This window comes from Sphingomonas sp. PAMC 26605, from assembly GCF_000241485.1.
Lineage (GTDB): Bacteria > Pseudomonadota > Alphaproteobacteria > Sphingomonadales > Sphingomonadaceae > Sphingomonas.
This window is the reverse complement of the sequence record NZ_JH584241.1, coordinates 1,526,353-1,547,779: the sequence shown is the minus strand read 5'-3', so window position 1 is coordinate 1,547,779 and position 21,427 is coordinate 1,526,353. Positions and strand designations below refer to the sequence as shown.

The 21,427-nt window shown below is 64.3% G+C and carries 20 protein-coding genes; all 20 read right to left on the bottom strand.

Features of this window, described 5'->3' with window-relative positions; genetic code table 11:
• Window positions 1–1,237, bottom strand: a 1,237-nt coding sequence (locus tag RH90_RS23895; RefSeq protein WP_010184786.1) for a hypothetical protein, incomplete at its 3' end; no start/stop codon positions are given.
• 14 nt (window positions 1,238–1,251) lie between these two features.
• Entirely contained in the window at window positions 1,252–3,237 is a 1,986-nt protein-coding gene (locus RH90_RS07180) for a hypothetical protein (RefSeq protein WP_037492684.1), read from the bottom strand.
• Window positions 3,238–3,240: 3 nt separating this feature from the next.
• Window positions 3,241–3,648 (bottom strand): DUF6950 family protein, encoded by a 408-nt coding sequence (locus RH90_RS07175; protein ID WP_157134542.1) that lies wholly within the window; start codon window positions 3,646–3,648, stop codon window positions 3,241–3,243.
• 5 nt (window positions 3,649–3,653) lie between these two features.
• A complete protein-coding gene (locus tag RH90_RS07170; protein ID WP_029625106.1) occupies window positions 3,654–4,307 on the bottom strand; it encodes a hypothetical protein in 654 nt (217 codons plus the stop codon).
• Window positions 4,304–4,846, bottom strand: a complete 543-nt coding sequence (locus RH90_RS22040) for a hypothetical protein (protein ID WP_010184781.1) — start codon at window positions 4,844–4,846, stop codon at window positions 4,304–4,306. Before RH90_RS22040 ends, RH90_RS07170 begins: the two co-directional genes overlap by 4 nt.
• A 53-nt stretch (window positions 4,847–4,899) precedes the next feature.
• Window positions 4,900–8,451 (bottom strand): phage tail length tape measure family protein, encoded by a 3,552-nt coding sequence (locus RH90_RS07160; RefSeq protein ID WP_010184780.1) that lies wholly within the window; start codon window positions 8,449–8,451, stop codon window positions 4,900–4,902.
• A gap of 1 nt (window position 8,452) precedes the next feature.
• Window positions 8,453–8,599 (bottom strand): DUF7697 family protein, encoded by a 147-nt coding sequence (locus RH90_RS24750; RefSeq protein ID WP_442852470.1) that lies wholly within the window; start codon window positions 8,597–8,599, stop codon window positions 8,453–8,455.
• 71 nt (window positions 8,600–8,670) lie between these two features.
• Window positions 8,671–9,189, bottom strand: coding sequence for a hypothetical protein (locus tag RH90_RS07155; RefSeq protein WP_010184779.1), 519 nt, complete (start codon window positions 9,187–9,189; stop codon window positions 8,671–8,673).
• A complete protein-coding gene (locus RH90_RS07150; RefSeq protein ID WP_010184778.1) occupies window positions 9,182–10,135 on the bottom strand; it encodes a phage tail tube protein in 954 nt (317 codons plus the stop codon). Before RH90_RS07150 ends, RH90_RS07155 begins: the two co-directional genes overlap by 8 nt.
• A 12-nt stretch (window positions 10,136–10,147) precedes the next feature.
• Entirely contained in the window at window positions 10,148–10,576 is a 429-nt protein-coding gene (locus tag RH90_RS07145) for a hypothetical protein (protein WP_010184776.1), read from the bottom strand.
• A 1-nt stretch (window position 10,577) separates the two neighbouring features.
• Complete coding sequence (locus tag RH90_RS22035; protein WP_010184775.1) at window positions 10,578–11,225, bottom strand: DUF6441 family protein; 648 nt, start codon at window positions 11,223–11,225, stop codon at window positions 10,578–10,580.
• Window positions 11,225–11,515, bottom strand: a complete 291-nt coding sequence (locus RH90_RS07135; RefSeq protein WP_157134541.1) for a head-tail joining protein — start codon at window positions 11,513–11,515, stop codon at window positions 11,225–11,227. Before RH90_RS07135 ends, RH90_RS22035 begins: the two co-directional genes overlap by 1 nt.
• Before the next feature lie 31 nt (window positions 11,516–11,546).
• Window positions 11,547–11,879: a DUF2190 family protein gene (locus tag RH90_RS07130; RefSeq protein ID WP_010184773.1), complete on the bottom strand. Its 333-nt coding sequence runs from the start codon at window positions 11,877–11,879 to the stop codon at window positions 11,547–11,549.
• A gap of 58 nt (window positions 11,880–11,937) precedes the next feature.
• The gene (locus RH90_RS23355) at window positions 11,938–14,181 is read right to left on the bottom strand and encodes a phage major capsid protein (protein WP_157134540.1); all 2,244 of its coding nucleotides are present in this window, start codon (window positions 14,179–14,181) and stop codon (window positions 11,938–11,940) included.
• Window positions 14,182–14,185: 4 nt separating this feature from the next.
• Window positions 14,186–15,697: a phage portal protein gene (locus tag RH90_RS07120; protein ID WP_010184771.1), complete on the bottom strand. Its 1,512-nt coding sequence runs from the start codon at window positions 15,695–15,697 to the stop codon at window positions 14,186–14,188.
• Window position 15,698: 1 nt separating this feature from the next.
• Window positions 15,699–15,911 carry a phage head-tail joining protein gene (locus RH90_RS07115; RefSeq protein ID WP_010184769.1) on the bottom strand — a complete coding sequence of 71 codons (213 nt, stop codon included), beginning with the start codon at window positions 15,909–15,911 and terminating at the stop codon, window positions 15,699–15,701.
• Window positions 15,908–18,025 (bottom strand): terminase gpA endonuclease subunit, encoded by a 2,118-nt coding sequence (locus tag RH90_RS07110; protein WP_010184768.1) that lies wholly within the window; start codon window positions 18,023–18,025, stop codon window positions 15,908–15,910. The genes RH90_RS07115 and RH90_RS07110 overlap by 4 nt, the downstream gene beginning before the upstream one ends.
• Window positions 18,025–18,627, bottom strand: a complete 603-nt coding sequence (locus RH90_RS07105; RefSeq protein WP_010184767.1) for a hypothetical protein — start codon at window positions 18,625–18,627, stop codon at window positions 18,025–18,027. Before RH90_RS07105 ends, RH90_RS07110 begins: the two co-directional genes overlap by 1 nt.
• Window positions 18,628–18,954: 327 nt before the next feature.
• The gene (locus RH90_RS07100) at window positions 18,955–19,437 is read right to left on the bottom strand and encodes a DUF6362 family protein (protein ID WP_010184766.1); all 483 of its coding nucleotides are present in this window, start codon (window positions 19,435–19,437) and stop codon (window positions 18,955–18,957) included.
• A 358-nt stretch (window positions 19,438–19,795) separates the two neighbouring features.
• Window positions 19,796–21,412, bottom strand: coding sequence for a DNA primase family protein (locus tag RH90_RS07095; protein ID WP_232280324.1), 1,617 nt, complete (start codon window positions 21,410–21,412; stop codon window positions 19,796–19,798).
• Window positions 21,413–21,427 lie beyond the last annotated feature (15 nt).

The window sequence follows — 21,427 nt, the reverse complement described above, 5'->3', positions numbered from 1 at the left end:
CGTCGGGTGAGCGCGCAAAGGTCTGCGGGCCAGCCGCGACCCGGACCAGGTTCCAGCGCGGGACGTTCGCGATGCCCGCCTCGCCTGGCGCGTAATAGCCATTGATCTCGACCGAACGCGTGTCGGTGTGGAATTTGCGGCCGTACATCAGCCCGAAGGCGAGATTGCCGGCGCCGTCGCTATCGAGCACTGCGTTCGATCCGACGTCCGGCAGACACCGGGTCAGGTCGATCCCGAAGCCCTTATTGCCGGGACCGTAATCGTAGAAGACATAGCGGTTGCCGATCACGCCGCGAAAAACGTCGCCGCCAAGAGCGGAACCGTAGGCAGGCCGCATGTCGAAGCTGTAGCCGCCAAACGACGCGGGCGCGCCCATACCCGGTCGGATGGTCGGAGCTTCGTCGAAGAGCAGATTGGTGCCGAAGCCAACGCTAGCCCTCGTGAGGTCCAACCCTGCGCCGCGGTTCCCTTCACCTCCGTCGCCGAACACGAAGCGGTTGCCGATCACGCCGACGAAGGCTGGCGCCGAAAGGATCGAGTCCGCTGGCTGCTTGAAGTTCGCGTAGCCCCCGACATTTCCCGGAAGACCGTCTGCCGGTTCGAACAACGGGGCTTTCTTTGGCGCCCGGCTTTCCAGAGCCGTAACCGCTCCGGCTTCGGCTGCTTCCGCCCGGTCCGCTGCGGCGGTCGCCGTAGCAACGATTGGCGCGAGCTGGTCAAGCCCGTCGATCGATACCTGCGCAACGTCGGTAAGAACGGACACCGACGCATTCGACCAGGCTGACCATGATTTTGACCGAGGTCCGCTGCCCTCGCGGCGCGACGCCGGCGCACCGTCGGCGCCGTTTACCGTCGCCAACGCGACAAATTCGCCGAAGATCAGCCGACGCTTATCCCCGCCGATCGTGGCAATCAGGTCGTAAGCCAGCGGTGCCGCATCGCCAAGCTCACCGATATAAGGAACCTTTGCGTCGTCCTTCATCGTCGTTTCCGCGATGCGGATCTGCACCGTGGTCGTCGGAACACCGTCAGCGACTGAGAAGTCGGCAAGCCACAAGCCCTCGGCATCAGCCTCGGCGATGCTCAGGTCGATCAACGGAGCGCCAGGCGTGTCTGGCTTCATTCGGACCTGCAGGCGCAACGCAGAGTCTCGAAGGTCCAGCCCGATAAATTCGATTTTGCGCACGCAGGCGCCCGCCCGATCGGCGACGATCGGGAGATAGGCAGAAATCGCCATTTTATGCTCCGAGTTTAGCTGATGCCGGCGTCGTCGATGCGGCGCTTTAGGTCGGCCAAGGTGATCGCTTGTTCCGCGATGGTTGATTGCGCCGATGCGAGGTTGGTGTTGGTCGCTTGCAAATCGTCGGACGTAGCAACGTCTGGCGGCACGAGCGCGCCCGCGGTTACCGGGCCAAGCACTAGCCGAGCCCCGATCACACCGCGCACGCGATAGCTTACCGCAACCTGGTAGCTGGTGTTCGGCGTGATGCTGGTGATCACCTTGTCTGTCGTCGCAGCCGCTTCGAACCCCGCCGCCATCCAGTCGCTTGCCGTGTCCAATCGATACTCGAACACCACCGCATCCGCGTTCGGGTTGCTCACCCCCCCAGTGACATGTAGCGCCGGGACCGACGCGCCATTCGCGGACAGTGCGGTGCCGCTAAGCGTCCAGTCTTCGGCGTCCGGAGCCTCATCATAGGCGCCGGGCACGCTCAAATCTGGCGTCGGGGGTGGCGTCCCGACCTTGCCAAGAGCGAAAGGATGCTTCCCCGCCGTTTCCGTTCGACCGGTCAAAGTCACCGACATTGTCGATCCACCAAGCGATCGATTGCGAATGACCACGTCCCGATCGACGAGCGCGGCTTCGGGAATTTGTAATGTCACGCAATCGCCAGGGCGATAGCCGATCATGTAAACCTTGCAGGGCAAGATGATGCCGTCGATCTCACGGCTATTCAGAATATCGTAAAGCCCAAGCTCGGCGCCCTGATCGGCATCCTGCACAAGCGGCAACTCAAGCTCTTTTGGCCGCTTGCCTCCATCCACCGTCACGTAGTGGTCGATCGACAGGGCCTTGAGGGGCACGATCTCCCAGCCCTGCCCCTCCAATCGTACCTTGGGGATGACCGTATTGCGCCGAAGCCGCTGAGATGCGGTTCCCGGTACGTCGATCGTATCCGCGATATCGGCGGAAGTGATCGTCCCGATCGACACGCGCGGCGCCGAAAAGGTGCACGAAAGCAATGCGCCCACAGGCATCACTTCGCCGCCGCCCGCCTGGGCGATCATCTTGAGCACGTCCCAGCTATCGTCGGTCTGGGTATAAACGGTGCCGCCGACCTTCCAGCCGTTCGCTTCGCAGACCGATGCCCATTCCGCGAAGGGGGGGACGTCGATGCCGACGATGTCCAGACCACCGCCTGCCACCAATATGCCGTTTTGATGATGGCCATACGCCCATGTCAGGGCGTGGAGCGCGGGGTTTTCCGACCAGACGTGCGTCGCGGGATCATCGATCCGACATGCGCCGATGCCACCCGGATAGGTCGAGTCGAGCCGGGGGTCGTAGACATAAACCCCTTCGATCACGCGCACCCGCTGCGGTACGCCGCTCGGGAACTTCTTACCTGCGCTGTCGAATTTCAGGCACCACATATCTGCGGCTTTGCCAGACAGCTTGGAATTGGCGTCCCACCCGGCGACAGGGCCATTGAACACGGGCAGCGCACTGGCCTCGGGGCATGCGCCGAGCTGTGTCGCGAGCCACATGAAACCCGCGAACCTCCCGAGTGCCGCACCGCCGCTCGCAAACGACTCTGCGACCTGATCGATCTCCAGCGGGCCGATGCTCCGGACCGGCCCGATGCTGTGCACCGTTACCCAGCTCTCATATTCGTTCTTCGCGCCGTGAGTCTGGCGATGCACCACTTTCCCACCCGACGCCGTGCGGCCGAGTACGACGGGATTTCCCGACTCTTTGTCGATCGTAAATTGCGTCTGATTGCCGCCGACGGTGCCCTTGGGCGCCATCGCTGCTGCCGCGAAAGATAGGACGCCTGCCGCGACGCTAGCGACCGTGCCGATCGTCGCAAACGTCGCTGCCGACACGCCGAGGAAGGTCGCGGTCCCGCCCAATCCGGCACCGATCAAGCCCGCGCTGGCAGCCGCGCCGACGCCGGTCGCGATCAGTGCTACCGCCCCAACCACGAGCGCGGCTGTTTTAAGGAACTTAGCCATCGATCAGGTGCGCCACGCGCCGACGAACGAAAGCGGATGGCAGATCTCCGCTTTGTCGGAATCCTCATGCCATCCGATTACCCGCCCGTTTCCAACGACAACGCCGAGCCCACCATCGAACACATCGGAGGCGACCATCACGATATCGGCCGGGAGAACGCCGGCGGGCGCAATGCGGGCGAGGCCGAGCGCGTCCAGCGCTCCCGCGAGCGTTTCATAGCCAGCCCGCTTGAGCGCGCGGCGCGCGCCGATCAGCGACGAATAGCCACCCGCTTTGCCGAGCTGCGGCCGATGACCGCGCTTGCGCAGAACAAACGCCGCCAGGCGGACGCAATCGTCCTTCCCGTACGCGAAGGGACGATCCTTGAAGCGATCGACCGTTGCCTGCGCTGCCTGCTGGCGCGCGATCATTTCGATCATGCCGCGAGCCGCTGAAACATCGGGTTGGTATAGCCAGCGGGAGCGCTCGAAGCGTAGCTCACCCCCGATGGCGGCTTCTCGACGCCCCAGTTCGAGACCTTGGCGATACCCGACATATTGGCGCAGCCCGTTTCACCAGGCCAGATCATCTGATGGAAGGCGTCGGACAGACGCGCGCCCACTTCCTGATCGTGGAATGCCTCCAACGCCGACACGCATCGCCAAACGGCAGAGAGTGTCCCTTTCCCCACTTGCAGCTTGGGTACGTCCAGCGTGCCAGCAAAAACTTGGATCGGGTCCGGCAATATCAGCCCGGTTTCGCGGTCGATCACGCCAACCCAACCGTTGACGATGCCACCCTGCGCGGTCGCAGAAACCAAGTCCGCCGCGGACGCCTCGTCGGGCGGGCCAAACGTAAGCTCCCAGTCGGGCGCTTCGTCACCGACCCCGTCTTTCAGATCCCCGGCCGCAAGCAGAACCCCGAACTTCGGATCGCGGCCAGTGAACTTCCGCTCGCCCCACATGGCCTCGCCCGAACCTACCAGATGGTGAAGCGTGTGCCCCGGCAATATCGCTTCGATGAGCGGCGCGATCGGCGAGACGCCGGCGCGCAGCGCAGCGCCCATTTGCGGCGTAAGACGGAAGGTCATGCTCGCTCCGAAATGCTAAATTGGATCGGGTCGGTTCGGTTCTTGGAAAACGATGCCCCCTTGTCGAAGCCCGTCAGCTTGCCGGCGATGACTGGTTCTTCGAATTCGCACGTCTCGCCATCGACGGTCAGGAAGCGCAGCATCGGCCAGATCGGCACGAGCGCTTTGCCGGCACCATCGGCCATGATCCGGCCGGCGATCATGTAGATGAAGAAGGTATCGGCATGGCCGATGTGGAAGAAGTTGCCGGCGAGCAACTCGGTCCACGGCCGCATGCCGCGCACGGCGACGCTCGATCCGCTTTGGCCTGCGCCATCGACGATAGCACCACGTGCGCCGAAGATAGCTCCGGCATTCGGCGCGCAGAGCGGAATACGGGCGTCGAGCGTTGTCGCCTGGAAGAGCTTCGCCACGAATTGACGGCTTTCCGCATCCTGCCCCAGCTGCGTCGTGGTAAGATCGACTGCAAATCGGTCGCCCATGCGCGGGACGGGCAGGGTCGGGCCACCTAGGCTGCCTTCCTGATCGCCGCTGAACAATTGCGGACGGATCGTCAGCGTAGCGATACGTGACCATGAGAGCAGGACACTCATCACCAACGCCGGCCCAGCGTCCGCGCACTGGCGGCCGCGTTCTCGGCCTGCCCGAGAGCTGCACCGCCCGCCGCGCCGTGGGTCGAAGCAATGGCGATGCCCTCGGAAACCCAGCCGCGCACTTCATCTGAAAGCACGGAACGGTCTGCATTGATGATGATGGTGTGCCCACCGCCGCCGGTATTATCGTTCCCCGCAAGCATGCGGCGGGTTTCCGCTGCGGGGTAAATCCGCGTGCCATTCGGCAGATCGGCTATTTCTGGGCCGTTCTCGTTCACCCAGGTCGCCCCCCCGGAGAAGCTCTCAGTCCCCGATGCATTGTGTGGGACCGCCGCCGAACCGCCGCCGAACAGCTTGCCGATGTTCGAGATCGCCGACGAAAGCGTGGGGAGCGCACTGTTTCCGTTGATCAGGTTCTTCAGCGGGTTAATCAGCGCTAGCTTGATGAACTCCGATTTCAGATCGTTGATGATCGTCTTGCCGGCATTGCCCCAGCTTGACCATGTGTCGGGATTGAGAACGTCATCTACGAACTGCCCGCCAAACTGGCGGACCTCGTCGAGCGCCGCGGCAGTCACCTTCAGCTTGGCATTGAGCGCATCTTGAGCAGCGATGCCTTTCAGGATGGCAGCACGCTCCGCGTCCGTCATCTCCGGGAACAGGCGCTTGATAGCGAGCGATGCCTTGAGCTGGTCCAGTTCGACCGTGCGATTATCTTCGTTGGCACCCTGTAACTCGAGGTCGCGCTGCGAGAGGGCGAGCGAATCCTGCTGCGATTGGATCTGATCGACGACATACTTCGCGCGCGTCTTGGCAAAGTCGGCGTAAGCTTCCTCGGTTTTGATATCGACCACTTCCTGCCGTTTGGCACCGGAATAGTGGCCGTCATCGGCTTCGTTGTTTCCAGCCCGGTAGGCGGCAGCGATTGCCTGATCACGGGGCGACTTCGACAGGTCTGCAATCGCGGCCTTCGTGTCATCGATCCGGCGCTGGGATGCTGCAACCGAGGCGTTAGCAGCCGTGTCAGATTCGGCCGTATGCGCTTTGTCAAGCGCCTCCCGGTATGCGTCGATCACCTTGGTCAGCGCGGTAAGGGCGGAACCCTGCGCGACGGTCTGCAACCGCAATAACGGGCGGAGCGCCGCCTCGTCCGAAAGTGCCCGCGCGAGGTCCGCTGTCTTGAGTTTCCCCGCGTCCACCTTGGCATTAGCATCAGTCCGCGCGCTGGTCTCATCGCGCAGCTGCGCAACCGACTTCGCCCCGGTCGCGACGGCTTCGGCTACATTCAGGTTCAGCTGTCGTCGCACCTGAGCTTCGACATCAATCCCCTTTCGGGTCGCATCGGTAACCGCCTTGCGGCGCGCCTCAGCTTCGATCGCGGCGCTGTCACCCTTCAGATATGCGTCTGCGAGATCGAGCGAGGACTTAGCCGCCGCCTCCATCGATTCCGCCTGCCGCGCCAGCGATGCCGCGTGCGCGCCATTGGTGTGCGTCGCACGCGCAGCCGCAGCATCTGCCTTTGAGTGCGCACGCGCTAGGACATCTGCGCTTGTCACAACCTCCCCCGCCGAGGCTACCTGCTCCCGCTGCGCCGCGAGCGCTGCCTTTGCAGCCGGCACCTTGGTCGCGGCGATCTTGGCATCGAGGGCGGCGAGCTGGTTGGCCTTGTCCTGCTTCGGAATGAAGGTATCGAGCGCATGCGAATAGGCATCGAGCGCGGTCGTCATCGAGCTTCGCTGGTCGGCCGATAGTCCGGGCGTGTTCAAACCCTGCCGAAGCGCACCTGCGTTCTTGCGATACGCCTCGAGTTGGTTGGCACCGGTGTAATCATCGGCGACGGACGATGCTCGCTGTTGTGCTGCCAGATCTGCAGCGCTCGGCCCCGTTGACCTCTTCTGGACGGCGTTGGGCGTGACCAACCACGATGTAAGGAAATTGTCCTTTAGCGCTGTGGTGACCAACAGATCGGAATATTTGCCGAGCCAATTCCACGCATCCTGCGTCCCATGCGTGATCCGTTCCCATGCAAGCGCCAAACCTGTGGCGTGTTCGGACGCTCCATCGAACGCATCCTTCAGATCTGCGACAAGCGCACGCTGCGCACCGGCCGCGTTGCCCTCCTCCACGAGTTTCGAGATATGCTCGATTTGCGCCTGCGTGAGCACGCCGTACTGCTCGGTAAGATCCTGCGCGCCTTTGATTGGGTCGGCGAAGGCCGCGCCCAATGCAGCCTGTGCGGCCTTCATGTCGGTCCCGGTCGCTGCCGCGAAATCCTTCGTGATCGCCGTAAGTCCGATCAGGACATCCCCAGCTTTCGCAACTTTGAGATAGCCAGTCTCGATATCGCGCGCCGCAGAAATCGTGATGTTGCCGGCGCGGGCCGCTGCCTCCGCACTGGCTTCGAGCTGCTCGCCGCTCTGACCAAGAAGCCGCCCCGTCCCCTCAGAGATGGCACTGAGTTTCGCTTCGGCCGCCGCATATTCCTCGCCCGCCACGGCCGCTGCAATCGCTGCCACGGCTATCGCGCCCAAGCCAATCGTCAGCGGGTTGAGCAGCGCGGTGAGCTTCGCCATCCCGCCTGCGACGCCGCCGTCATCGAACGATATGACTTCCCCAAGCTTGTGCGCCTCGAGCGCGAACGCGCGGATTGGCGACTGCCCCGCAATCAGCGAGTCGGTAAAGCGCATCACGGCCGACTGGCCGATGATCATCTGCGTGCGGTTGAGGTTGAGCGCCGAGCTATGGCCCTCGACCTCGCGCTTGGCAGCGGCCAGTGCCTTTTCGCTGCTGGCGACTGCCGTGGAATGCAGATCCTGCGAGATCGCACCCGCCGCTAGCAATTCACCTGCGCTCTTGATCTCGGCGTCGTACTTTTGCTGCGCGACGTAGAGCGGATCGAGCTTTGCCCGCAGCGATGTCGCGCGCGCCTCCTGCTGTTCCTGCAGGGTGAGCAGCTCGCTAAGCGCCGAAGCGGACTCTGCAGCGGATTTCCCGACGATAGCCGTGTCAGGCGAAATCGAATATTTAGTCGCTGCGGTCTCGGCCTGGCCCGACGTGCGGCTAGCGCCGGTCGTCCGCTCGAGCGCAGCCGCGGCACGCGCTTCGGCTGCGATGAACTGATCGAGGCTGATCCGGTTCGCGTCGTGAAGCTTTGCGGCGTCCGCGACCTCGGCGTTATAGCGCTCTTGCGCAACGCGTACCGGTTCCAAAATCGCGAGCAGCGCCCGCGATTTGGCGTCAAGCGCATCCTCAGCAGCGAGTAACTCTCGAAATGCCGCCGCAGAGTCGCGAGCGCTAGCCCCCTGATAGTTAGTACCGGCAGCGGTTTGCGCAGCAAACTGGACGTTCGTCTGTGGCATGATCGCGGCGATCTTCGCCGCCGCCTGAGCTTGGCGACGCAGCGACACGGTGACATCGTCGCCCGCTTTCTCGTACGCCTTCTGCCAGCGCTGTGCCTGGGCTTCCTGTGCGTCACCGATATCGGTGATGTCGCGCACGACGGTCGCCTTACCCGCCGTGGCGAGGCGGATCGCAACTGACCGGTCGGCCATGCTATTCTCCTTCATCAATCACAGTGGGTTCATCAGAAAACGAAGCGATGATCGCCGCCTCGACACCGGGCAGGATGCTTGCGAGCAACTTCTGGTCGACGTCGAGAGCGGTGCCCATCGCAAGCACCGCGCCGAAATCTAGGCCGATCGGCCGCGATACGACGCCCCCACCGGGAATTGGGATCGTGGCAAGTCGGAGTTGCGATCCGGCGCCCTCGATCAGCTCCCAGACGCCGGCGCCGGCTTCGGTTTGCGGCTCATCTTTGGTGTACGCGCACTCGTCGCAGCGGCCTTTTTCGCGCGAGGCGCAGACGAGCCGGCAGTATCCTTCGCCGGCGTCTCCGCCACCCCAGTGCCAACTGGCGAGGCGGATGAGCCGTTTTTTTCCAGATCCTGCATGACCCACGGCGTGACATAGACGCGATCGGCCGCTTCGAACGTGCGCGGATCGGCGATGAACATCTCAATGGTCTCGGGCGTCACCTCGATCACATTATCGTCGAGATCGCCGATACCTTCCCAGGCGATCAGACCGGCGCGGATCAACTCCCGCGACAATTCATCACCCGCATTCTCGATATCGTCGGGATCGACCCCGAGCGCCGCGGCGATGGCGCGGCGCGCAGCGCGGAGTGCCTTGATGCCGATCGGCTTGAACTGCACCCGCACCGCCGGCGTATCGCCGTTTGCGGGAAACAGTTCCTTCCAGACCGGATCGACCTCGCCCAGCTTAAGCATAGGTGGGGACATCGTTGGTCAGCGTGACGGTGACGCTCGGGGCGTTCGCGCCACTGGCCTGCCAGTTGAAGGTCGCCAGGATGCCGTTCGGTCCCGCGATCGGCCGTTTGACCGCCGGCAGGAAGACGCGCGGCACTGCAAACACCAAGCCGTGAACCCCGCTCGCCCAGCCGAAGTCGAGTTCGATTGGAGTGCCGTTGGTCGCGGCGAGCAGAAGGGTGGTGTCCCGAAACCGGACGCCAACCGATCCTGACATGCTCACCATGCCGGGATCGCTGTCCTCGATTCGACCGTCCGCCTTGATCGTTTCGATCTTCTCGAGCGCGTTGCTGTAGGTGAAGTCGGCGCTGACCACGCTGCCGAGCTGCTGACCATCCTTTTTCACGTAGCCCGATGCCTGCGGGAAGCGGGTGATCGGGAGCGAGGCCGTTGCGCCCGCGCCAGCCGCGGTGACCGCCGCTGTCGGGCTCTCGCCGATACCGACCAAGCTGCACGTCGCGTTGAGCAGGCCGGAGCGTGCCTGCGAAATCTTCAACTGGTTGCCGCGCAGGCCGTAGTGCGTGCTGTAGGCCGGGATTTCGGGCGCGCCGATCTCCAAGGACATGCTCGGCAACGTAGCCACACCCGACGTGAAGACATGCGTCTCTTCGGACGCGGCACCGGCCGTGGAAACGGGGTTGCCGAAGAACAGCTTCAGCCAGTGGCCGAAATTCCGCACGTCGACAGGCACGATCATATCACCATCGTTGGTGGCGACATCCGGCGTCGGGTCTTGCATCTCCCGTCCCTGCCCGAGCAAGTCGGACGGGATCAACGGGCGTTCCTCGCCGAGCGTGTGGCTGACGAACGGGATGCCGAACCAGCTCGCGCCGGGAGCCGGGGTAACGCCGGGCGTGGCTTCGAAGATGCCGAACGCCTTCGCGTTCGCGCCGCGTGCACGGGACATAGTGATTTCCTCTCAGGTGAGCGGGTTGGGGGTAGAATAGGACGCAATCACGTCGAGCATCGCCCAGCGCTGCGATCCGGTGCCGGACGGGGTATCGTCCTCATCCGGCGCTTGTGCTTCGATCCAGCTGCACAGGCCGCCGAGCGTCCGGTCGGCTTCGATGGCCGCGCCGAATACCCCCATCATCGCGTCGAGTCCGCCCGCCTGGTCACTGCCGCCTGGCGCAAACTCGAGCGTGATTGGATGATCGTAATTGTAGGTGAGCGGCGACAGGTCGACCGCTGGTTCTCCCGGATCGCCGGGGTGACCGATGACGACGCCGCCACCCGTGACGTTCGTCGGGCGAGCGGTGTCGCCATCGAAGCCGCGGATCTTCGCGTTGGGAAGCGCGGCTGTAGCCAACGCCTTTACCGCCATGATCACGTCGCGCCGCTTGGACATATCAACCTTTCCCCAGCTGCGCGGAAACCGATGCGGCGATATTCGCGGCCCACCGGTTGGCAGCGCCCTCTACGTCGAGAACCTTGGCCACGCGGATCGACTTGACGAATACGAACATCAGAATCAGCTCGCGCTTGCGCCCCTGCGCGAGCCGCCCCTTCGTCGCGTTGCGCACCCCTGGCCGCTTGATCGATTTGGCGCGCACTGCGTCGATGAACCCAAGCAGAGTACCGCGCTTGCCCGGTCGCAGGATCAAATCCTGATTGAAGCTGGTTTCAACCTCAAAGACGGTCATACGCGGCTTGCGACGACCTCTCCCGCGCGGGACATTCTTCGTCGGGATCGCCAGATAGCGATGCCCTGCTAGTGGGACGATCGTCGCCCCCTCGGCATAGGCCGAGATGATGGTCGGAGCTCGCGAAAATACATAGCCAGCAGGCTCGATACTTTCGCCTGTCGCCGGATAATTATTGGCTTGCCATGTCGTGGCAAGCCGCGCGCCCAAGCCCGCGCCCCGCACCTGTTCGCGCAGTTCATCCTTCAGACCGGCCGTACCCTCACGCATCGCCGCCGTCACGACGCCGGCGATCTCTGCGCTGATTGCCGAAAGCGTTACGTCGAGACCTTCGAGCGTCGCTGTGATCCGCATCAGCGCACCACCGTGACATCGCAGTCCCAGACCCGCTTCGAACCGAGGATGGGCTCGCCGACCAAGCGATAGGTGCCGGCATTCAACCCGGTCGCGACGCTGACTATGTCGCCTTCGTTCGGTGCCGGAACCTCGCTCTGGCGGACCCGCATCCGGTCACCACGCGAGATGAAGCCGCTTTCGGAAAACTTGCCCTCTTCGTCGCTGGTACCAAAGCGGATGCGGACCGGCGCTTCAATGCCGGTCCACATCGCATCCTCGCCGAACGCGACAAAGGCGGCGTCGATCAACGCCGCCTTGCGTTCGACAAAGCCCGTCATCTTAGATCGACGGGATCAACTTGACGCGGCCGATCGCTGCGGCTGCGTCCTTGTCGGCGACGGCGTATCCGGCCTTGGTATTGCCGCCAGCGGTGGTCGTATAGACCTTTGCGGTATCGTCCCAATACAAGGTGACGCCCGCGGCCCACGCCTGCGCGGTCTTGGCGTCGAGGTCGAAAACGCCTTCAACGGCACCCGAAAAAGGGTAGGTTTCGAGCGCGTTCTTGGCGGGAATGGCGATGATGCTGTTGATCTTGACGGTCTTGCCGCCGACGACGCCCCCGGCCGGAGCGATCAGATCGAGCATTTTACCGGGCTGTACGAAATTATTCATCGGTCAAACTCCTGCTCGCCGCGGCGTTGACCGCCGCGGCGCTGACGGAAATGCGGGCTTACGCGCCCGCGTCGGTGACGCCGGAGCGCCAGTTGATGGCGCCGACACCGTAATCGAACAGCACGCGCCATTCGGTGCCGTCGATGCGCCAGCCATCCTTGCTCTCGACGCGCGGTTCCTGATTGCCGTTCAGGAAGACGACCTTGATCGTCGGGGCGACGTTTGGGTCGGCGAAGCCATAGCGACGCGTGCCTGCGAGACGCGGCGAGCCGACGATGGTCGAGAACAGCCCGCGGACCTTGTTCGGCTTCTGGAACTTGCCCGCGGTGTCGGTGTCGAACTCGCTCGCGTTGATGACGTTGGCATCCCCGCGCTGGCCGCGCGGCACTAGCAGAACGCTGAGCATCAGATCGAGGAAGTCGTTGCCCGACAAATCCTTTTGCGCGGCGAACAGAAGGTCCATCTGCTCGAACTGGTTGATCGTGAGCGGCCCGCCCGGCGTGACGATGTTGCCGTGATCGGTATGGAACAGCGTCTTGCCATCCGCCATGAGCGGCCCGAGCCCCGCGTTGAGGGCGAGCAGCTTGTAGACGTCGACCTCGATCGACAGCTTGCCGGCGCGGCCCAGCTCGACCGCGAGGTCGTTGAACGCGCCGAGATCGTCGTTGACGATCGCCTGGCGGGTCAGGCCGATGATGTTGCCCTTGGTGCCGGCACGGATCGATTCCTTCGCGCCATCGGGGATCGGCTTGTTCTTGACCTCGCCGTCCTCGTTGACCGTGTCGAGCGCTCCGAAGGTACCGCGCAGCAGGTTGTAGGTCGGACGGAAGTCGCCGACCGAACCGATTCCGCAGAACTGGCGCCAGGTGTCGGGCTGGGTAGCGTACGCCGCCTGTAGGACACGATTGACCACACCCTCGAGGATGACCGGGAAGTCGGTCGTAGCGCCCATCGGCCCCATGCGGAGCGCCATAGCCTGGCCGACGATCGCATCGCGATCATAGGTATCGACGCGCTGCCCCGCGCGCTCGAGCGACATGCGCGCCAGCTCGGCGTTGCGGATACCGCGGAACTCGCCGGGGCTGAGATCGACCGTCTCCCCGCGGATGCGAGCGCCATCGGTCAGCAGCTGCGTCAGGCCAACACGCTGGATGATCGAGTTCTCGGCACCGCGACGGAACCGGTCGCGTTCGTCCGCTGTGATCTCGATCGCGCGACCGCCGACGGTCACGCCTCCGACCGACGAACGCTGCGCGTCGCCCATCGCGGTCATCAGCGCGGCGCGCGCGCCGTCGGTGCTGATCGTCCCGGCTTCGTTCTGCGCGATCAGTTCCTGCGCGCGCGTGACGACGGTGTCGCCAAACGAGCGCGCCATATCGACCAGCGAAAGCGCGGTCGAAGCGGTGAAGCGGGTGACGCTCGGCTGCTGAACGGTGCGCTCGCCTTCACCCCCCGCTGCGGGTGCAGGCGCCGGTGCAGGCGCAGGCTCGGGCGCCGGAGCGGGTGCGGGCGCGGGCGCCGGAGCGGGAGCCGGGGCCGGCGCGGGCGCCGGCCCGCGCGTCCCGATTACTTCGGGAAAGCTGCGACCGGCGTCGGCATGTACCCCGATCGGAGGTGCAGGAAGGGTGCGGCGAGGGGACGAGAAAAGCGACATGGTATGCTCCGTGCTGTTGGAGGGGGTCTGAACAGGGTGCGCCGATCGGACCCCCGCATTGGGATCGGCCGCAATCGAGACGAGCGAGGTTTCGGTGAGCGTCCAGCTGGTGACGCGGTAGATCGGGATGTCGTCTTGGATGCCGACAAGGATCATCTGGTTGCGCCGGTAACCGACGCTGACCTTGGGCGGCGTGCCCGCTGCGAATTCGGCCTCGGCGTCGCGCGCCTGCTGCGACTGGCCGAACGCGCAGAGCGTCAACACCTGCTGATCGACGATTTGCGCGGACCGCACGACGCCCAGCCTGCTCGCCAGTTCGAAGCGATCGTGCGTATCGAGCAACGGCGCGTTGCCGGCATTCACTTGGCTGAGATCGACCGCTTCGGGCGAACAATCGAGGATCTCGTAGTAATAATCGACATCATAGATGCCGACGAGCCATGCCGGCATCAGAATGGCCGTCTCGGTCGCAGTGATCAGCTCGACTGTGCGCGCCGAAACGTCGTAGCTGCTGGCAACCGCCAGGCGTTGACCATCGTGCGGCGCGGCGGGCGCCACGGCCAACGCGGCCGACCGCGCGCCATCGGCGCAAGCGTGCAGGTGCCCGGCCCGCAGCACGTGCGGGACGGCAACGTTTAACCTCGTCATCTTGCTACTCCTTGGGTGCCAGGAAGCCGGTCGCAACCTGCAGCACGCCGGCATCGGTTAGCCGGCGCGGATCGGTATCAAGCGCCAAGCCGAGACTATCGATCGTGTCGTTCATCGCCCGGATCTTGCGCATATGCTCGTCGGGATTGATCCCGCGCTCGGCGAGACCGGTTTCGATCAGCTTGAGCCCAGCGCGAATCTCCAGAACCTCGCCCATCAAATCCTTGACCGGGTCGACCATCCGTCGGATCGGCAAGGCGAACGTCATGCCGATCTGCAGGAAGCGCGGATCGCCGGTCTCCAGCATCAGCCGTTGCATGCGACGCATGACGGCCGGCTTGCATAACAGCGGGATGACTTCGTTCTGCTGCCAGTCGTCGACCAGCGCGTAGCTGCCGTTCATCGCCGCGCGCAGCCCGGAATAATTGGCCTGGCTGACGTCCCCGGTCATCAAATGGTACGGCACCATGTTGGCCGATACCGCCCCAAGCTGCTGCCGGATGAACTCCACCGTGCTTTGCGACGGCGACGGGTTGATGGTGGACGCGGTCTCCCCCGACTTCAGCCGCGCAATCATACCAGGCCGCAACGTTTCCTCAAGGGGCTTGCCGGGGCGGTCATCGTGACCAGGCTGCTGCTGACCAAGCGGCGAGCCCGACTGGCCTTCGCCGGGCTGGACGATCAGCGCGAGACAGGCCTGAACCTTTTCCTGCAACCGCTTGGCGTCTTCGATATCAGCGATATCGCGCAGCGTCATGGCGACCGCGCCAAGCCAGGAGACGCCGCGCGTCTGGCGGTAGCGCAGCCGCTCGAACATGTGGTCGACATGGTCGATCGGGACGAACTTCGACTGCGAACTGGCCGTGGTGCGAATCGGATCGTTCGGGTGATCCGGGAAGAGCCAATAGCCAGTGCGCAGCCCGCTCTTGTCGAACTGGACGCCCTGCACGACCTTGCCACCATCGTTCAGCGGATAGTTGCGCGACATGTCGAGCTGCGCGCCCTCGAGGCCCGCGACCAGCCCGCTCGGTCCCGACGCGTCGGGAAGCCACGTCGTGATAGACTCACCGCCCACGATCATCTCGCGCACCGCCAGCTTGCCGTGGCCGTACCAGTCGCCGAAGCCGTCGACCTTGCTTTCCGCCCAGCGGTCCCACGCGGCCTGCGCCCGATTGCGTACCAGCTTCACCGGGTGCGTGATCTGGACCGATATGCCATCTCCCCAGATCGTGGCGACCTGTTGGCGCACCCCTGCCGCGGCATATTTGTTGTTGCGCACCAGATCGTGCCCCGCCCAGGCGAGCATTTGGCGCGCATTGGCATTCTCGCCATCGGCCGAACTGGGGTTGCGGTTCCAACCGTGCGTGCGGCGGTCGCGCGTTGCGGCGTCGAACTGGCGGATGCCGTCGCGCGCTGAAACTGCGACCTCGAAACGCGCGCGCGCCGCGACGCGCCCTGCAGCCCAGGACGGCGCAACCGATGCGATTGCGTTGTCGATGAAGTCCGAGATCGCCATGTCAGCGCGGATCGAACACAACGACCGTGGAAGCGGGCCGCGCCGCAACGCTGGCGGGCAATGCTGCGGCCTGCTGCGCCTTGAAGTAGGCGAGCGCCGATAGCAGATCGGGCATGCGCTGGAAGGTCTGACGATCGCCGTCCGACTCGATCGTCAGCACCCCCGAGGCTGCCGCCTCTTCCAGCGCCGCAATCTTGGTGGGCAAGTCGGTCACAGATAGTCGCTCCCTGCGTCAATGAAGGTATCAGCGGCGCTGCTAGTCGGCGCCGCGGCTGGTTTCGGCGCACTCGGCGCCGTCGGAACCAAGGTCATGCCGAGCAGATCGCCCTGCGCATCGTCGCGCGGCGCGTACCGTTCGGCACGAAGCGCCGCCCAGTCCTGCACGGTAAGCGTATCGAGCATCAGCTTTTCGGCCGCTGCGGTGTTGTAGACCCGGCAATCGAGCCAGTGGTTCGGCCGGCCGGCGAGCGGCTTCCACACCCGGCGCGGCAGATTGTTGACCGTCTCGGTGACGATCGTCTCGGCCGTGATCTGCTCGAAATAGTCGTCGGGCAAATCCATGTTGAAGTGTGCGCGGCCTCGCGAAAGAGATTCCACGCCCTCCCGCTCGCCCGCTGCCGCAGCGATCGTCGACCGCAGGAAGCCGTACCAGGCGAGCTTCACGCCGAACGTGCCGACGATGTACGCTTTGTCTTCCGCCCGCTTCGACGCCTGCCCGGCCTTGCGGCCCTGCTGCTCGTAGCGCAGGTTCTCGCCGCGCCCGAGGATCGGGAGCGTCCAACCGGCGCGGCCGAACACCGCGAGCCGGTTCGGATGCGCGCGACAAAAGGCTTCTGCCGCCTCGGTATTGTAGCCGGCATCGACACAGATTTGGTCGACCGCGAACTCGCGCCCGCCCGGATACAGGACCTTGCGGCGCGCATAGGCGTCGAGATCGGCCCAAGCGCCCTCGCCCTTCACGTCGGTCGAGCCCGGCAGGAACCGCGCATCGAGCGTCCAGCTCTCCGCGTTCTCGGCCCAGGCGACCTTCTCGAGGTAGAGACCGTCGCCCTGAACGTCGACACCCATCGTGACCGCGATCGGCCCGACCGGCATCTGCGCCAACTGACGCGGACCCCAGCCCTGCTCGCGCAGCTCGCGCAGCTTCTCGTAATCCGGCGTGCCGCCCTTCAGCTCGAACTCGAAACCGTGCACTAGGTTGGTCCACGTCTTGAGCCGGTTCAGATCGCCTTGCGCGCCGATGAAGGCGACCGCCATGTCCGCCCAGCTCTGAAAGGTCGATATGATGCCGGTCAGGTGAAAGCCACGCTTCACACTGGCCGGCATCCGCCCACGGGCAGCCTGGAATTCCGCTTCGGTCATGACACGGGCGACGGGCTGGCCTTCCAGCTCCATCGAGAGCCACCCGTCGGACAGCTTCATGTCGCGTTTTTGCCAATGCGCGATATGATCGAACCCGCAGCATGGCGGGATCAGGTGCGCTTCCGCCGGCTTGCCGTCGGGCCACTTGATGTCGTTCCACTCGGGAACGAACCGGCTGCCGCACTCCGGGCATTTCAGGTAGTAGCGGCGCCGATCGGACGTCGCATAGGCGCGGCCGATCTTGCTGGTGCCCTTGATGGTGGGCGTCGAGATCTTGATCCGCTTCGACAACCCCTTGCTGCGCCACACCTTCAGACGCTGGTCGACCATCGCCTCGGGCGAGCCCTGCCCATCCAGATCGTCCGGCCACTGATCGAGATCGTCCTCGACGGCGTAGCGAACGGTGCGTTGGCGAAGCGACGCGGCGGAGCTAGCGCCCGCTAGCAGCACGAAGCCGTTGGACCGGCTGAACCGGATCTTGCCTTTGGTCGAGCCGTCCCCGTCCGGCGTCCCGAGGGCGCGGATCGTCCCGCCCCGCTCCGGATTTAACCGCGGCGAGTTCTCGACCATCGGCCAAAACTTCTCCGAAGCCCATGCAAGCGCGGCGGTCAAGGTCGCCTGGACGAAGAGCACCGGTCCCGGTGCCTGATCCGACACGAAGCCGATGAAGTTTTCAGCCGATGCCGATCCGCCCGACTGGGCGCACTTGATGACGTCGGCTTCCTCGCAAGGATCGTCCGGCGTCATCGCGTCCATGATCTCGTCGAGTTCTGGAGCGGTGCGCTTGTCCCACCAGCCGGGGATGGGATCGTCGTCGCCGAACTTGCGGAACCGAACCGCCCAGGCGGAAACCTTCATCTTGCGGGGCGGGCGAAGCCCGCTCGCAATGACCTTGTCGAGGCGGGCGGCGTTCGACCGTAATACCGTGCCGGCGGTAACGCCGAAGCGGTCATAGTCGAACGCCATCACACCTCCGCGAGCGCTTCCGCCAAATCGTTCTCAAGGGCAGCGTCTTCGACGCCGTCGTCGGCGTCCGCGAGGGCGCCATTCTCGGCATCGTTCGCCATCTGAGCAAACACGCCGTCGATCTCGGCCGCGCCGATCGACATGATCGTGCGGACGTCGCGCTCCGCAGCTAGGCGCTCGGCGATCGAGCGGAACATAGAGTGTATCCGCTCGCGCATGATGCGGCCCAGCTCGCCCGCGCGTCGTTCCAGTTCGATCTGCACGCCTAACTCGCCGGCGCGTTCGGCGTTGGCCAGGCGCTTGCTGACCAGTTGCTCTTCGGCCAACTCGACGCGAACGTGCGCGCCAGTCCGCCCGCCGGAAACAAAATCACCTCCTTCCGATGCTGGGGTGGGAGCCGATGGTGCCCCGGCGCTCGGCCGGCCACGCATCGGATCGATCCGCGTGTTGATCCTTGCCTCGGTGCGTTCGACATCGACCTTGAGCGCACCGCTGGTCGGGCACTCGCCCATCACGAGCAGGCCCTTCTTGGCCCAATTCGACACCGCCGATTTGCCGACGCCGCGATGCCGGGCGAAATCACCCTTCGTCATCAGCGTCATTTGAACACCCCGTTCATCGCCATGAACCAGTTCAGTTCACCAAGTTCAAAATGGCAAATTGCCCTTGAACACCGAAACCATGCACCTCGCCACACCGCAATGCCGCCGGCCCCCCGGAAAGGACCCGTTGGGGGGTGGCCCCCGATCGGGCAGCGATCAAGTCGGCATGCCGCGGCGCGCCCAAAACGTGGAACGACCGGATCGCGCCGCGAAGCACGCCGGTCGTTCCGAGGTTGGGAGAGGATGCTGCGCCGCACCCGAAGGCCCGACCCAGTGTGACGTGAAATACGCGTAAAAGGCCTGCGATGTGAACAAACGATATTTGCGTCATTGCTGATTTACCGGCTTGACGAGAGGGGACGGCAGAAATCCGCCATTCACGCGTCGGCATACCTCACCTATCGCACGCTCATACCGCATCCGCAGGCCATCCGCGCCGCGCGTCAGCCCCATAGGACCGCGCAGCTTCATCCATGGCACCTGCTTGGCACCACGCGCGAGCTGGCTGATCACCAAACCGACCAGCTTGCGGTCGATCGGCTTGAGGCAATCGACCCAGCCGAACGCCTCTTCCATCTCGTCCACTTCGAGACGGGTCAGCGACGCGGGCCGGATCTCCACGTCCGAGCTGGTCTGGTCACCGCCGCGCGCATCATAGTCACCCGGCTCCGCGACCACGTCGGGCCATGCCGACCGGATGCGCATCCACCCGCGCTCGCGATCGGGGTTGCGCCAGCACACAAGCATCGCCTCGACCAAGCGCTCTTCGACATCGCCGAATGAGAGCAGCTCGCCGCGCTGGCGCTGCATTCTGGGGTCGCCCTTTTCTTCTATCAACATCTTGTATCTTTCAATTAACGGATAGTTGGAGGGATAAGGTTGGTGTCTTGCGCGCCCGCGCCCAGCGCACATAGCCAATGAACCACAAACAACCCGCCGAACCCGCCGTAACCCGCCGTACACCGCAGAAAACCTAGACTTTATCGCAGCCTCAACCCGCCGTATTCCCGCCGCCGCCATCGCCTAAACCCGCCGTAGCCACACCGCCGAGCGCCAACCGGTCGAGCCAACGGCGCGTTCGCTGGTGCTTTACGGCGGGTTTGCAGCAACTGTCCGTAACCCGCCGTTGACGACATGTTGTGTCCGCTCGATCGCGTGCCGACGCGCATCACGCTGGCATCCCATCATCATCGTCCAAGTCGAATATCGGACGAACGGCGGGTTGTTCTAAAGACGCGCCTTCGGGCGGCGAAAAGCCAGCGGCTGCGACATGAGCGGCAGAGGCCGTCTCGGGCGCGTCGTCGGCGCCGAACAGGCCTCTGGAACGCAGGGTGATGCCCTTGCGCCAGCGCGTGCCGCGGGAGTCCTTCACGACGGCGTGTTGCTTGTCGCGCAGCGCTCGGCCGAACGCGGTCGGCGTCATGATCGGATCGACGCCGCGCGCCTCGCACCAAGCCTTGAAGTTGTCGTACAGAGCCTTGGCCGACTCCTTCGCGTTCGGGTCGCTCGTGTCACACCACTCCCCCATCCAATCGAGCAACGGGCTCGAGTCCGCCCAGAAGTCGGCGAGCACGTCGTTCATGGCGCTCGGCTGCGGGATATTGCGCGTGGCGAGCCACTCGCACGCTCCTTCGATCAGCCAATTGAGGATGCCCGGCTTTTCCTGCGCCAAGCGGTACAGCACCACGTCGGGCGGCAGCTCGCCGGCTGGCGTATCGCCGAGCGAGACCTTCCACTGATACAGCTTGAACCTTCGGCGGAAACCGCGATCGTCGCTCGGCGCGCGCGGGATGATGTTGCATTCGACATGCATCTTGAAGCGCGGGCCAAAGGTCACTTCGGTGCGTTCGTTCGCGCCGCGCGCGGTGATCTTGCTGCCCGTCACCTGCTTGATGATCTCGCCATCCCACACCGATCGGGCTTTGGGCTCGTCGCAGGTGACGAAGCGGATATCGCCCTTCAAGCGCACGAGATCGGAGCGATGCTCTGCACCGCCGCCATCCTTGCCCTGCAGGAACGTCTTAACGCCGGCATGCTTGTAATAGTCGCCGAACAGATCCGCGAAGGCTTCATGCGTCATCGACTTACCGTCGCCGCCCTTGCCCTGATGGACGTAGAACGCCTGATCGGACACGAGCCCGGTCAGCCCATAGCCGTAGAGCAGCTTGAACGCGGCGAGCTGCTCGGGATCGGGCGTCAGCATGGCCAGTCGTTCTTCGTGGAACGGTGCTTTCGCTCCCGGCTCGTATTCGACGTTGGCGAGCTGCATCAGCATGTCGGTCGGATCGTGCGGTGTCGCGCGAACCTCCCAGCCCTTTTCGCCCTGGACGAACCGGAGCGTCCAGTTGAGCGTGTTGAACACCAACGGGTCACGGTCGAAATCGTCGATCGTCGCCGAGAGGAACGATCGCGCCTGCTTGAGCATGCCCGACGTCATGCCGGCGCTGCCCGATCGCACGGCGTGTCCACGGAGGGTTTCGACCCGTTTCATCGCGATTTCGGTCGAACACCAGGCGCCAAGGCGCTCGCGCAATGCAACGGTATCCTCGGCGATCTCGCCTAGCGCCTCCGCCTCGGCGTCGATATGCTCAATCACGCGATGCGCGAGCCGCTGCGCTTCGATATTGCCCCGCTCGAGTGACCACCGCCGGCCATCGTAATGCGCATATGCCTGCGTCTCTTCGATCCACAGCAGCTTGCCGCCGGCGATCTCGACCAGGCGTTTGCCATTGCCGAAATCGGAGGTGTCGAGCCACGCTGTCTTGAGCGGGTCGGGAATGGTCATCGGGATCATCTGTGC